This window comes from Komagataeibacter medellinensis NBRC 3288, assembly GCF_000182745.2.
Classification (GTDB): Bacteria; Pseudomonadota; Alphaproteobacteria; order Acetobacterales; family Acetobacteraceae; genus Komagataeibacter; species Komagataeibacter medellinensis.
In genome coordinates this window covers 1,821,053-1,834,134 of the sequence record NC_016027.1, presented here as the reverse complement: position 1 = coordinate 1,834,134, position 13,082 = coordinate 1,821,053, and the positions used below count along the sequence as shown (strand labels likewise).

The following is a 13,082-nucleotide window of genomic DNA, read 5'->3' as shown; positions in this document are numbered from 1 at the left end:
TTTCTCCGCTTCGGGTCGGGCATAAATGAAAGGTCCCCGGAGGTGTCGGGGCCTGAAGGTGACTCAGCTCTCGATGTTCTGCAGCACCTCGAATCCTTCAAATACCGGTGGCCCCGCCATCAGCGGCTTACGGTTGCCCGCATGGGCGTGGGCGGCGCGGAACTGCTCGGACTGGGTCCAGCCCAGAAAGGCTTCGTAGGATTCCCATACGGTGTGGGAGGCGTACAGGATATAATCCTCTTGCTGCGGCCCCTTGAGGAACTGGAAGCTGACAAAACCGGGCACCGTGCGCAGGTGGACCTCGCGTCCCAGCCAGCGTTCACGGAATTCCTGCTCGTTTCCGGGCGGGATACGGAAACGGTTCATGGCGATGTACATGTTCGATTCTCCTGTTGCGTGCCGGGCTAGCGCCCGCCGGACACCGTCATCACGCTTCCTGTCATATAGGATGATGCGGGCGAAAGGAGAAACGCTACCGCCTGCGCAATCTCGTCCACATGGCCCACGCGGCCCATGGGCACTACGGTTTCGGCCAGTTTTGCGGTCTCGGGCGGGACCATGTCGGTTGCGGTCAGGCCGGGGGCCACGGCGTTGACGCGTATGCCTTCATGCGCGACCTCGTTGGCAAGGCCACGGGTAAAGGTCTCTACCGCTGCCTTGGTCGCGGCATAGGGCACAAGCCCGGGCAAGCCCCCCAGACGCGCCGCGACGGAAGACAGGTTCACGATGACCCCGCCGTTTCCGCCATGGCGGATGGACATGCGACGCACGGCCTCGCCCGCCGCCAGTATGGTGGCGCGTACGTTGATGTTGAACAGGGTATCGAGTGTCTCTGCCGTCTGCTCGTCAATGCGGACCTTGGTGCCGGTAATGCCAGCGTTGTTGACCAGCCCCGCCAGGGGGCCGAGCGTGGCCGCGCGGTCGAACAGGGTGGGGATTTGCGCCGGTTGCGAGAGGTCGGCCCGGATCGCCAGTGCGCGGCCGCCCTGTGCCATGATGGTGTGGGCCAGTTCCTCTGCTGGGGCGGCGTTGGTGGCGTAATTGATGGCGACAGTGTGCCCGCGGCGTGCCAGCAGGGTACTTATGGCGTGGCCAATGCCCCTGCTGCCGCCGGTCACGATCACCACGCCGGATGTCTGTGCCGGGGGGGAGGGGGAATTGCTGTTCATGGGTCTGTCCTGCCTGCTGTGTCGTCCATTATGGGCGATCATAGGCTCCCCCGCCCACCTGCAAACACTTAAAAGGACAGTTTGCAGGCTGTGGGGCGTATATCAGCCATCCAGCCGCGACAGGTGGGGCATCAGGTCAGCCAGGGCCTTGATGGTGGCGTTGGGGGTATGGCCCGTCTCATTGGCAAAACGCTCGATGACGGGTGTGGGGAAGAGCTTTTTTACGGTCTCTTCATCCGCCGGTGCGCTGCTGGTGTGATTTCCCCACTGGTCAAGCCGGGATTCCAGACCAGCATGACGGGCGCGTTCATGCACTTCGCGGCGGCCGGGGCTGTTCGCATCGCCCATATACGCGATCACGACGCTCATGAGACCGGAGGTATCGGTGCGGGCGCCGGTCAGGGTATCGGCAACCTTGCTGGCGGCAGTCCCGATCTTTGTCGTGGTGGTGGTCATGATGTGCCTTCCTTAAGTTCCGTATGCGATAGCAACGTAAAAAAGGCGGTATGCGTGGCATCACGGATTTATGAATTCTGCCGGCCTTTCTCGGCGAAACCCTTCATGGGGGCATGCGTCACGGGCGGTCGGATGGCCCTGCTGTGGGGTTGTGATTTGACTCGGCTGTCAAAGTGTATTGCGCTGGGAGATGATATGACAAACTCCGCCCTGGTCTCGCCAATGGAGAGAGAAGGATGCACTGCATGCCAGATGTCCGCCCTTCTGGAGCATGGACCCTGGTCCGGGTCATCCCTTTCGTGATGATCCTGTCAGGCGTCCTGCCCGCATGCGCGAGCGAACGCGAGGAGCAGATCCGTGCGTGCAAGGATGATGTCTTCCGGCTGTGCTTTCTCGACATTCCCAATGAAAAGCTGATGTCGGCCTGCCTGGAAAGCAAGCGTGAACGCCTTTCCCCCCGGTGCCGTGCCCAGTTTGAAGATGATCCGCCATCCGCGACCCGGTCAGGCCAATCTGGTATGCCGCCTGCTTCGGCGGCTCCTGCCACCGAGCATTGAGAGTCAGCGTTACGAACATTTGACGGTTGCCTTTTTGTGTCACACACAGTACTGGCCGCCTTTGCCCGAAGGCTGAACCGGAACAGAAAGCTGATGCCCGATCGTGCCCCCACAGTCATGTGGTTTCGTGATGACCTGCGTCTGGCGGATAACCCGGCTCTGACTGATGCCGCGACGCAGGGTCCGGTCATCTGTTTGTATGTGCATGACCCTGCTTTCGCGTTGGGTGCGGCCGAACGGTGGTGGCTGCATGATGCCCTGACGGCACTGGACCATGACCTGCGTGCCCGTGGTGGGCAGCTCTGTATCATGGAAGGGTCAGCGCAGGCGGTTGTGCAATGGCTCGCGCAGCAGGCGGGTGCAACGGCAGTGGTGTGGAACCGCCGTTATGGCGGGCCTGCGCGGCAGGTCGATACGGATATCAAGACCGCGCTGAAGGTAATGGGTATCGACGCCCGCAGCCACCCGGGCAACATGCTGCATGAACCTTGGCAGGTGCGTACCCGGCAGGGTACGCCATTTCGGGTCTATACCCCGTGGTGGCGGGCCGTTCAGGCCATGGAGGCACCGCTGCCACCTGTGTCCGTGCCCGCGTCGCTGACCTTTGCTTCGCTGCCCCCCGCTGTGGGGGAGCAGCAACTCGCTCCGTCCGCGCTGCGCCTGCTGCCGACCCGCCCGGACTGGGCGCAGGGGCTGCGCGATACATGGCAGCCCGGTGAGCAGGCCGGTCAGGCACGTCTTGATAGCTTTGTTGCAAAACGGATGGCAGGCTATGCCCGCCAGCGCGACCTGCCCGCCCGGCCTGCGACGTCGGCCCTGTCACCCTATCTGCGCTTCGGCCATGTCTCCTCCCGGCAGGTCTGGCATGCGGTGGCAGCGGGGAAGGAGATGGATGAAGATGGCGCCTGTTTCCTCAGCGAGGTGGGCTGGCGGGATTTTGCCCATGCTACACTATTTGAATTCCCCGAAATGGCGACGCGCAGCCTGCGACCCGAATATGACCGCATGCCGTGGCGTACTGACCCTGCGGCATTGCAGGCCTGGCAGCAGGGGCGCACGGGCTATCCCATTGTCGATGCGGGCATGCGTGAACTGTGGCATACAGGCTGGATGCATAATCGGGTAAGGATGATCGTCGCATCCTTCCTGACCAAGCATCTGCTGCTTGACTGGCGCGCGGGTGAGCGGTGGTTTGCCGATACGCTGGTGGATGCCGACGGGGCGAGCAATCCCTTTAACTGGCAGTGGGTGGCGGGGTGTGGACTGGATGCGGCACCTTATTTCCGTATCTTCAACCCGGTCCTGCAGGGGGAGAAATTCGATCCCGCAGGTGATTACGTGCGCCGGTGGGTGCCCGAAATCGCACACTTGACCGGCAGGGATCTCCATACGCCATGGAAGATGGCCCCGCGTGGCTACCCTGCTCCTATTGTGGACCTGACGGCAGGGCGCACGCGCGCGCTTGCGGCATGGCAAACACTACAGGATGCGTGATTTTGTTTCAGGTCGAGGAACGTATTGTTTTTTGAAATAAAAAAACATATTAACATTATATATAAGAAATTATTTTTGTGAATATTCTGATAATGTGAGAAAAACAGCAATTATTATTTTGGATTTTGTTTTTATTATTAAAAATAATTAATTTTTTGGAATAATTGTCCAGAGCTATGTGATCGGTAACAGATTATCGGGAACGGGCAGGTCATGTATTGAAGCAGGGAATACCATTCATGAGCAGGCAATATGGTCCAGCGGCAGAAATCGCGTATGAAGAAGGGCATCTGTCTTTTCGTACCGGTCATTTTGACATGGACATGATAAAGCAGGCCATTACTCATTCCCGTAGGGATACCGTCTACGATTCCCTGCACCTGCAACCCCTTGTCATGCACTCCGGCGCATGGCTGAGTCTGCGCCTGCAGCAACTTCAGGGATGGAATCAGGGGCTTTTCAGTCTTGATGGGGGTACCCTTGTCATTCATCCTGCCGCCGTCGATACGGTTACCATGCTGCCGATCGATATTCGCAGCCACGGAGGCAGCCTGCCTGATCTTCACTGCGGCGGAGAATGCATCCGGTACCCTGCTCGTTCATCTGCTGCGTTCCAGCAACGCCCATGCGCCCGTGCAACTTGTCTTTCAGGGATGTGCGCTACAGTTCGCCCATTATGATCCCATGACGGACATTACCCTGGTGGGTTTGATGCCAGAATATGAACTGCCCCATGGGTGGATAGCAGTCAGGCTGGATGGCAATCCGTGGCAGATCGACAATGCCGTCAACCTGCCGGGCATTGGCAAGCCCGTCCTGCGCCGGGAGTGGCCGGCGGATAAGTGCGAGACCGTTACCCTGACCCTTCCGGGCTAAGCGCAGGCTACGAACATATCACCAAAACGAGAGGACTCTGTACAAGCAGAGCCTTGATATTAAAGAACCAACAGAGTTATCCACAGGCGTTCAACTCGGACCCAACCTTGCGACTCTGTTTTTATGGTGCGGAAAAGAGACAATAAATGGCTATTTTCCGCCATTGGCAGGATTCTGTTTGCCTCCTGCGTGTCCCGGCCTGTGCTGTTATCGACTGGACTCGGGTTGAGTCCAGAAAAAAAGTCCACACCTGAGCGGATCGGCCACTTTATCCCCCCGTGCGTTTATGCCCGACCGTGGCTGTATGGGCGGTTACGTATGCATCGTCAATCTGCAGCAGGATTTCCGGCGGCAGGTTCTCATTGCTGACCATGGTGAACCGATTGCGCAGGGACTGGCGTACCCAGGACTCGAATGGTGAAAAGGTTCGTCTCGGGCTATGGTGCTGCACGATATCGGGTAATGATGACATGGGTTGCCTCTCTGCCAGCGTGGGCTGTCAGATAGGAAACGGTCGGAGCGGTCCGACAGTTTCCATCCATCCCGCATACTGCCATGACCCGTGGCATCAGGCCGCCATGTTATCAAGCAGTGGGATGCCGGTTGCCTGCGCCATGTGTCGGCAATACGCCCATACCGGTGCGGGCCATTCCAGCCCCGCCACGATTGTCAGGCCGCGCAGGTAGGCAAACAGGTGAATGTCATCTTGCGACAGGGTACCGTTTACCGCACCGGGTTGCTGTATCAGTCCCGACAGCCGCGCAAGTGCCCTGCTGGTGCTGGCACACAGGGCGGCACTGTCGGCCAAGGCTGCATTGAAGGGGCCGATCATGTCTTCTTTGTTGCGGATGAAATACAGTCGTGCCGCCGTAGTGGCGAATTCCGGCAGGGGTGCCGCTGCAAAACGGGGTAGCATGAGGGTGTAAGCCCGCGCCTCATCGCTGATCCACTGGCTGATCTCGGGACGGGTTGGTCCGGTCAGTACGGGCTTGCCGTCCATTGCATCGATATGGGCGACAATGTCCATGCTCTCGCCCATGAACCGGCCATCATGCTCCAGAATCGGCACCAGCTTACGCCCGATCATGCGGGTAGGCGTTTCCACATCATCATTGAGTAGCACAACATCCGTAACCGGTACGTGCTTGAGGCCAAAGATTATGCGGGCTTTCACACAAAAGGGGCAGTGATCGTAAATATAGAGCTTCATCCCGACCTCAGGGGCGTGTCAGTGTCGCGATCTTACGATCAGTCTTGTACTGGCTCAGCGCATAGACGGACCAGATCGCGGCGGGAATCCAGCCAATCAGGGTAAACTGCAGCACAAGGCAGACAAGCCCCGCAAAGGGGCGGCCGATGGTGAAGAATTGCAGCCAGGGCAGAAGCAGTGCGAGAATGAGCCGCATGTCGGGTCTCCTTACAGGGGCTTTTCAGGTCGGGGTCTATCAGTCCAGAAAGCTGTCAGATTAAGGTTTTTTACGCAATAAAATTGCTTTAATTATAAAAATTATAGAATTTTCAACACAAAGAACAGAAATATGTTTTCATAAGTAAGTTATGGATAATATCTATTTTAGCTTCCAATTCGACAGCCTGCTAGGGCGAATTGCGTGCTCGTGCAGCCGGATCCTGTTTCCCGTGCTTCGCACGTGCCCGTCGGGTGTGTATGCCCTTCCTTTTGGTCAGTGATCGGGATAGAAAACGCAGGATGGAAAACGCGTCGGATACACACGCGGCACCCGGTGGGCGCCGGAATTTCCTTGGGCTTGTCACGGCCGCCACGGCTGTTGCCGGCGCGGGGGCCTGCTTGTGGCCATTCCTGCAAAGCCTGGCCCCGCGTGACAGTGCGGCAGCACACCTGCCGGTCGATGTGGATATCTCGGCCCTGCCACCGGGGCAGCAGATTGTCGTGACATGGCAGGGCAGGCCGGTTTTCATTACCCACCGCACGCCCGAAGCCCTTGCCTCCCTGCAGGATACAGCACTCACGGCCCGCCTGCGTGACGGGCAGTCCCGCGACCTGCAGCAACCCCCCTATGCCGCCAACTGGCACCGCTCCATCGACCCACGCTACGGCGTGGTGGTGGGCATCTGCACGCATCTGGGCTGCGTGCCCGCCTACCGCCCCACGCCCGAAGGGAACGGTAGCACAGCGGGGGGCTATGCCTGCCCCTGCCATGGCTCCAGATTCGATCTGGCGGGCCGGGTATTCCGTGGTGCGCCCGCGCCCTACAACCTGCCGGTGCCGCCATACAGCATGCCGTCTCCCACCCTGATCCGCCTGGGCGAGAATCCGACGGGGCAGGAATTTGATTTCTCGACCATTCTTCAACTCTGATTATGTTACAAAGCGCGTGACCAGTCCGCCCACAAAATAACCTGAAAATCATAAAGAAGTTTTTGGTGAAGCTTTTTTTCAGGGCCTGTTTGGAATTATCTTGAATTGATGATTGCGCCAACGAGAGAGATCATGGTTGCGCGTGATCTGTCAGTCTTCTCGCGTCGCATGGCGATACGGTTTTTGCGCTGGGGAATGACCACGTAGGCGCCTTGCGCGTATATGGTGTCCACGATCCAGTGGACGTCAAACGCCTTGTCAGCAAGAATTCCCTCGAAATCCGCGGGTTCGAGCAGGGGTGCAACGCCGACCGTGTCATAATACTGGCCGGGAATGAGCGTGAAGTGGGCCAGATTGTCCAGGGCATCCGTCAGTATGAAGCGATCCATATCAACTTTGAAACACATCACAGCCCTTTAGAAACCCCAATTCCAAACAGGGTCTGGTTAACCCACTACAATGCTGAAAAAAGACACTATTCTTACCTCTGATCGCGGACAATCAATCTCAACAGGGTTGGCATGATCGCCAGTGTCTTCCTGCCCAGATGAGATCGCAGTTCATATATGCCCCCGTGCAAGGGTCGAAGCGGATGTGTAAATACAATAAGTAAGATGTGGATCAAGATTTATGTTCTGCTTCGATCAACTCTCAATAAATATTGGCACAGCCTGCTTCTTTATAACCGTTTCCCGTTATGGGTGAGACCGGGCACGCATCATTGTGCCCGATCTCTCCTGTTTCGTCAGAATGCCGCGTCGATATCCACCACGTTGATCAGCTTGTGGTTAATGAACTCCTTGATGCCAAGGCCGATCAGTTCACGGCCATAGCCCGAGTTCTTGATGCCACCGAACGGCAGGTCGGCCTTGGGTGACAGCGGATGGTTGATAAACACCATGCCCGTGCGGATGGCGCGTGCCACCCGTGCACCGCGTGCTTCGTCCTTCGTAAAGACGGAACCACCCAGTCCGTAAGGGGAGTCATTGGCGATACGGATGGCGTCCGCTTCATCCTTTGCGCGGTATATCTGGGTAACGGGACCAAAGAATTCCCAGTGACGGGCAGCATTCTTTTCATCAAGCCCCGACATGAGCAGCGGCTGGAAAAACGCACCCTGTTCCGGCACTGGCGCTCCGATGATCTCGACCTTCGCGCCCAGATCCATCGCCCGCGTGACCTGATCGCGCAGGTCGTCTGCCGCTGCCTGTGACGATAGGGGAGCAAGTGTGGTAGACGGGTCCATCGGGTCGCCTGCCTTCAGGGCTGTAACACCTTCCTTGTACAGGGCAAGGAACTGGTCATAAACGCTATCTGCCACGATCAGGCGCTTGGCCGAAACGCAGACCTGACCGGCATTCCAGTGGCGACCGATAACCGCCCAGCGGGCTGCTTTTTCTACATCGGCATCATCCAGAACGATAAAGGCGTCCGCGCCCCCCAGTTCCATGGTCGCTTTTTTCAGCGCCTTGCCCGCAATGCCGGCAATAACGGTGCCAGCACCTTCCGAACCCGTCAGGGCAACACCACATACGCGCGGGTCGTTCAGGATCATGGCAGTGTGGGGGCGTGCCGCATACAGGTTGCGGAACAGGCCTTTGGGCAGGCCCGCTTCGGCCATCAGCGTATCAAAGGCGGCCGCGCATTGCGGCAGGTTGGATGCGTGCTTGAGCAGCACGGCGTTACCGGCCGAAAGCTGCGGCGCTATGATGCGCACGACCTGATAGAAAGGGAAGTTCCACGGCTCGATTGCAAGCACGATGCCCAGCGGTTCATGCACCAGAACGGGCCTGCCTTCTGCGGCGTTGGCAACCGGCAGTATTTCCGGCTTCAGAAGTTCTTCGGCATGATTTGCGTAGTATTCGAAGATCTGGGCAGAAAGAATGACTTCCTTCTTTGACTCTTCGAACAGCTTGCCCATTTCCAGCGTGCCAAGGCGGGCATATTTGTCCATGTCACGGCGTAGGATGGTGGCTGCCGCGTTCATGACCTTTGCACGGTCAGCAAAGGACGTGTTGCGCCAGCTTTCAAATGCAGCATGTGCTTCGCTCAGTGCTGTCTGTACTTCCGCATCCGTGGCATCGGGGAAAGTGGCGACAACTTCGTTAGTATAAGGATTGGTTGATGCGTAAGCCATTTTAGATATCTGTCCCTTAATAAAGTTCGTTATGCTTGGGATATGGCGCGTGGCTCGCGTGGCTGTATCCCGGTGGTATTCCAGTCAAAATCAGGCAGCGGCTTCGAGGATTTGGCGGCTGACATCCAGCGTGACATCACCGTTTTCACCCAGATGGGTCATGCCGTGATCTTCAAGCTGCTGCACCAGATCGTTGATGCCTTCAGCCCCGATGCCGTAAGCCGACAGGTGGGTTGGTACGCCAAGGTTTTCAAAGAATTCCTCGGTTTTGCGAATGACCGCGTCGATCCGCTCGTCTTCCTTGTCTTCGGTCAGGTTCCATACCCGTGCGGCATACTGCAGCAGCTTGGCGCGCTTTTCAGTGCGCCGCACCTTCAGCAGGGCGGGGAACACCGTGGCCAGCGTGCGGGCGTGGTCGATGTGGTATTTTGCCGTGATTTCATGGCCAATCATGTGCGTGGTCCAGTCATGCGGCACGCCCGCGCCGATCAGGCCATTCAGTGCCAGGGTCGCAACCCCCATGAGGTTGGAGCGCAGATCATAATCTTCCGGTGTGGCGACGATACGCGGCCCGATTTCCACCAGGCTGGACAGCAGCCCTTCGGAAAAGCGGTCCTGCGCCATGCCGTCGACCGGATAGGTCATGTACTGCTCCATCACATGCACGAAGGAGTCCACAACACCATTGATGACCTGCTTCATGGGCAGGCTCATGGTGCGCATGGGGTCGAGCACGGAAAAGCGCGGATAGACCAACGGGTTGGAAAACAGCAGTTTGTCGCCCGTTGACTGGCGTGAAATCACGCTCAGGCAGTTCATTTCAGACCCGGTGGCGGGCAGGGTCACAACGGTGCCCAGCGGCAGCGCTCTCTTTGCCGCTTCGCCCTTACTGACCAGAATGTCCCATGGTTCGCCTTCATACGGCACGGCGGCAGCAACGAATTTGGTGCCATCCATGACCGATCCGCCACCGACTGCAAGCAGGAAGTCAAGCTTTTCTGCCCGTACCATGGCCACGGCGTTCATCAGGGTTTCGTAAGTGGGGTTGGCTTCAATGCCACCAAACTCACGGAAGGTCCGCTTGCCCAGTGCCGCTCGTACCTCATTCAGCGTGCCGCTGCGTTCCGCGCTGGAGCCACCATACAGAACGAGTACGCGGGCTTCAGGTGACAGCTGTTCATCAAGGCGTGCAATCATGCCTTTGCCAAACAGGACCCGGGTGGGGTTGTAGAATTCGAAATTCTGCATTTTTACACCTATTAGACCGGTCGTCTCTAATAGACCGGTCATCTATTAAAATCGTGGAACAGGGCACTCTGCCATGCTCCGGAAACTAGATTTCCAGTAGCTGCCTGCTTGCTGCCCTGGCATGATCAAACGGCGGAGAGCTGTGGGTGATCTTCACCATAAGCGTCGAACCCAGCCAGAGCTGGTACAGCGATGCCGCCAGCACCGGCGCGGGTTGCCGTGTATTGCCAATGGACCCTTCCGCCTGACCGGTGGCAATGACTGCGCTGATCCGGTCAATGACCGTACGGGTGCCGACATCCAGAATGGCGCGCATCCGTTCGGACAGGTCTGATACTTCGGCTGCCAGCTTTACGATCAGGCATTTGTTCCCGATCTGCCCTTCGATATGGGTATCGCGCCAGAATTGACAGTAACGGGTGATCCGTTGCGCTGCATTCGTGTTGCGGTCACCAAGAATGTCATCCATCTTTATCAGATAGTCATCTATGTAAGTCTGGAGCAGGGCCTCACCAAATGCTTCTTTTGACTCGAAGTAGTGATAAAATGATCCCTTGGGAATGCCCGCGACATCCAGTATCTGCGCCAGACCGACAGCCGAAAAACCACGCTGGCCGATCAGCGGCCGGGCCGCTTCAAGGATGTGCTGCCGGGCAGCGCGATGTTTTTCTGCGATCTTCATGGGAGTGTATATACGGAGGACCAGTCAGAGTGTCCAGATAAAAATTAGACCAGTCGTCTCTTTTCTGTCTGCTACCTGTTCCTCAACAAGAGGCAAAGAGCTTCAGAGAATGCCGAAATAAAAATTTGTATTTATTTATCAATTGTTTATTTAAAATAAATGTTTAACGGACAGGCTTGAGATGCAGGTCCATGGTGTAGATCGCCACCGGCAGCCGCACGCGTGAGACACCATCGGACTGGAATGTGGCGGTGCGGTTGAGTTGCACGGCCGGAATCCACAGCACGCCGTGGCTGTCGATCCACATGGCATCTGCCCAGACCAGCCGTTTGTCATGGATCAGCGTGCTGGCCTTTCCTTGCGGCGTGATGCGCAGGATACGCAACCGGTCCACATCCGATACATACAGGTTGCCATCGCCATCAATGGCGCTGCCGCCGCTACTTGGCGTGTTGTAGAACAGGTTAACGGCGCGTGCGAGGTCGGTGGCAGGCAGGGCCGGGTTTTCAAGGGCTGCGGTGGGTACGGTCCACATCGGTCCAGAACTGGGCTGGAAGTAAAGGATTTGCCCATCGGGCGAGACTTCAAGCTGGTCGGCATGGATACGGGCAGGCTGGCCATGCACGCGTAGGAGCTTGCCTTCGGCATACATCGGGCGTTCATCGGTCGTGGAGCGGTCATGGGCCAGCACGCGGCGCTGTGCACCGGTGGTGAGGTTGACCACGACAAGCGCCGGATCGCCTGCGTCGGTTACGAAAATCGTATCATTATGGAAGCGGATGTCATCCATGTAGCTGTGCGGTGTGCTGGCTGCGTGCAGCGAAAGAGCATGAACCACTGCGCCGGTCATGATGTCAAAGGCCAGCAGCCGGGCCGGTGCGCCCCCCGTCGGGCTGGGCGGGCCGCCCACATTCGCATCGCCCGAATCTACAACCCACAGCAGCCCGTCTGGCCCGATACGGATGGCGTTTACCCGCACGAAAGGCTGGAGCATACCCTTCGTGCCATCGGGGTGGTTCCAGCGCGCATCGGGAAAGGCATGGGTCTGGCCGCTTGCGTCAATCTCGGCCACCGTGGGGCCGCTGCTGCCACCGCCGCCCCAATAGGGAAACGAAACGAACCTGCGCCCGTCATCCGCAATGGCCACAGCGTTGAGGACGCGCTCCGATGTCAGGGCGACATGGAGTTTGTCAGCATGCTGCGCCATGGCGTGCCGCAGTGGCGCGGCGCAGGACAGCAGGCTGACAGCAAGCATGGCGCGCCACGGGCGCCAGCGGGGGCGTAAGGTTGGCATGGGCCTAGCCTATCACCACTCCCGCGCATGTGGCATCACGGATGCGTGCCTACCCCCACATGGCACCAGGGCCATACGGGGGCAGGATGCCAGACCGTGGGATCAGGCTGCGGAAGCCGGGGCCGCCGCCAGCTGCCCCAGTGCCGCGCGTAGCTTGCCTTCGTTCTCGGGCGAGAGCGAGGTCTGCAGCACGCGGGCATGGCCCCTGAACTGTGAAAGGTCGGCCAGCACCTTGTCCGGCTGCGACTTGCGCACCAGTACGAACAGTGCCGATGTGTTGGCGGGAATGGTGGCGCCAAGCGACTTGATGAAGTTGTCATCAATTCCATAATCGGACATCTTACCCGCAATCGCACCAGCTCCCGCGCCAACAAGGCTGCCAGCCACGAAACCCGCCAGCGGGTTCAGGCACAGAAGCCCCACCAGCGCACCCCAGAACCCACCGGAAAACAGTCCGTAAGACGCACCCAGCTTTTCCAGATTGACGCTTTGCTGCAGGTGTAGCTTGCCGTCAGCACTGCGCACTACGACAACCGCGTCCTCCAGATCCAGCAGGTATTCCTTTTCCAGCTTCTTGCATTCGGTCAGGGCGGCCGTGGCTTCGGCCGTGTTGTCAAAACCGACAACGATCAGATCGGACATAGGATACTCCGTTTGTGATAGTCGCCATCATCTGGCAACGTAAGGTCAGCATGATATTACATGCATGCCCGCCATATTTCGCGGCGGTTTTTGGACATGGTTGCCCCCGGTTGGGCGCAGGTCTACCCGTGCCGTGCATGTGGCGCCCCCCAGCCATGAAACCGGGCGGGGTGCATGGTGGTGAACCGT

Annotated in this window: 17 protein-coding genes; 4 read left to right on the top strand and 13 right to left on the bottom strand. The window is 58.3% G+C overall.

What is annotated here, in order from left to right; genetic code table 11:
- Positions 1 to 63: 63 nt before the first annotated feature.
- The 3 genes from GLX_RS08530 to GLX_RS08520 form a co-directional block, all read right to left on the bottom strand.
- Complete coding sequence (locus tag GLX_RS08530) at positions 64 to 378, bottom strand: antibiotic biosynthesis monooxygenase family protein (protein ID WP_014105585.1); 315 nt, start codon at positions 376 to 378, stop codon at positions 64 to 66.
- A 26-nt stretch (positions 379 to 404) separates the two neighbouring features.
- The gene (locus GLX_RS08525; protein ID WP_041247294.1) at positions 405 to 1,169 is read right to left on the bottom strand and encodes an SDR family NAD(P)-dependent oxidoreductase; all 765 of its coding nucleotides are present in this window, start codon (positions 1,167 to 1,169) and stop codon (positions 405 to 407) included.
- A 102-nt stretch (positions 1,170 to 1,271) separates the two neighbouring features.
- Complete coding sequence (locus GLX_RS08520) at positions 1,272 to 1,625, bottom strand: hypothetical protein (protein ID WP_014105583.1); 354 nt, start codon at positions 1,623 to 1,625, stop codon at positions 1,272 to 1,274.
- A gap of 245 nt (positions 1,626 to 1,870) precedes the next feature.
- Here GLX_RS08520 and GLX_RS08515 point away from each other — a divergent pair, with 245 nt between their 5' ends.
- Positions 1,871 to 2,182, top strand: coding sequence for a hypothetical protein (locus tag GLX_RS08515; RefSeq protein ID WP_050856108.1), 312 nt, complete (start codon positions 1,871 to 1,873; stop codon positions 2,180 to 2,182).
- Positions 2,183 to 2,275: 93 nt separating this feature from the next.
- The gene (locus GLX_RS08510) at positions 2,276 to 3,676 is read left to right on the top strand and encodes a cryptochrome/photolyase family protein (RefSeq protein ID WP_014105581.1); all 1,401 of its coding nucleotides are present in this window, start codon (positions 2,276 to 2,278) and stop codon (positions 3,674 to 3,676) included.
- Between the two features lie 137 nt (positions 3,677 to 3,813).
- Here the strand turns inward: GLX_RS08510 and GLX_RS18980 are convergent, their stop codons facing one another.
- On the bottom strand, positions 3,814 to 4,218 hold the full coding sequence (locus tag GLX_RS18980) for a hypothetical protein (RefSeq protein WP_231850307.1): 405 nt from the start codon (positions 4,216 to 4,218) through the stop codon (positions 3,814 to 3,816).
- A 91-nt stretch (positions 4,219 to 4,309) separates the two neighbouring features.
- On the opposite strand from GLX_RS18980, the gene GLX_RS18975 reads away from it, so the two are divergent.
- Positions 4,310 to 4,552, top strand: coding sequence for a hypothetical protein (locus tag GLX_RS18975; protein WP_231850306.1), 243 nt, complete (start codon positions 4,310 to 4,312; stop codon positions 4,550 to 4,552).
- A 268-nt stretch (positions 4,553 to 4,820) separates the two neighbouring features.
- On the opposite strand, the gene GLX_RS18070 is transcribed toward GLX_RS18975, so the two are convergent.
- The 3 genes from GLX_RS18070 to GLX_RS08495 form a co-directional block, all read right to left on the bottom strand.
- Positions 4,821 to 5,024, bottom strand: a complete 204-nt coding sequence (locus tag GLX_RS18070; protein WP_014105578.1) for a hypothetical protein — start codon at positions 5,022 to 5,024, stop codon at positions 4,821 to 4,823.
- Between the two features lie 96 nt (positions 5,025 to 5,120).
- On the bottom strand, positions 5,121 to 5,762 hold the full coding sequence (grxB, locus tag GLX_RS08500; protein ID WP_014105577.1) for a glutaredoxin 2: 642 nt from the start codon (positions 5,760 to 5,762) through the stop codon (positions 5,121 to 5,123).
- 7 nt (positions 5,763 to 5,769) lie between these two features.
- A complete protein-coding gene (locus GLX_RS08495; protein ID WP_014105576.1) occupies positions 5,770 to 5,958 on the bottom strand; it encodes a YqaE/Pmp3 family membrane protein in 189 nt (62 codons plus the stop codon).
- 302 nt (positions 5,959 to 6,260) lie between these two features.
- Here GLX_RS08495 and petA point away from each other — a divergent pair, with 302 nt between their 5' ends.
- Positions 6,261 to 6,890, top strand: a complete 630-nt coding sequence (gene petA / locus GLX_RS08490) for a ubiquinol-cytochrome c reductase iron-sulfur subunit (protein ID WP_041247293.1) — start codon at positions 6,261 to 6,263, stop codon at positions 6,888 to 6,890.
- A gap of 95 nt (positions 6,891 to 6,985) precedes the next feature.
- Here petA and GLX_RS08485 read toward each other — a convergent pair whose 3' ends face one another.
- The 6 genes from GLX_RS08485 to GLX_RS08460 all read right to left on the bottom strand — a co-directional run bounded on the left by GLX_RS08485 (position 6,986) and on the right by GLX_RS08460 (position 12,893).
- On the bottom strand, positions 6,986 to 7,297 hold the full coding sequence (locus tag GLX_RS08485; protein WP_014105574.1) for a hypothetical protein: 312 nt from the start codon (positions 7,295 to 7,297) through the stop codon (positions 6,986 to 6,988).
- 338 nt (positions 7,298 to 7,635) lie between these two features.
- Positions 7,636 to 9,027 (bottom strand): NAD-dependent succinate-semialdehyde dehydrogenase, encoded by a 1,392-nt coding sequence (locus tag GLX_RS08480; RefSeq protein WP_014105573.1) that lies wholly within the window; start codon positions 9,025 to 9,027, stop codon positions 7,636 to 7,638.
- 90 nt (positions 9,028 to 9,117) lie between these two features.
- Complete coding sequence (locus GLX_RS08475) at positions 9,118 to 10,275, bottom strand: iron-containing alcohol dehydrogenase (protein WP_014105572.1); 1,158 nt, start codon at positions 10,273 to 10,275, stop codon at positions 9,118 to 9,120.
- An 85-nt stretch (positions 10,276 to 10,360) separates the two neighbouring features.
- Positions 10,361 to 10,957: a TetR/AcrR family transcriptional regulator gene (locus GLX_RS08470; protein WP_014105571.1), complete on the bottom strand. Its 597-nt coding sequence runs from the start codon at positions 10,955 to 10,957 to the stop codon at positions 10,361 to 10,363.
- A gap of 163 nt (positions 10,958 to 11,120) precedes the next feature.
- Positions 11,121 to 12,251: an L-dopachrome tautomerase-related protein gene (locus GLX_RS08465; RefSeq protein ID WP_014105570.1), complete on the bottom strand. Its 1,131-nt coding sequence runs from the start codon at positions 12,249 to 12,251 to the stop codon at positions 11,121 to 11,123.
- A gap of 102 nt (positions 12,252 to 12,353) precedes the next feature.
- Entirely contained in the window at positions 12,354 to 12,893 is a 540-nt protein-coding gene (locus GLX_RS08460) for a DUF1269 domain-containing protein (protein WP_014105569.1), read from the bottom strand.
- Positions 12,894 to 13,082 lie beyond the last annotated feature (189 nt).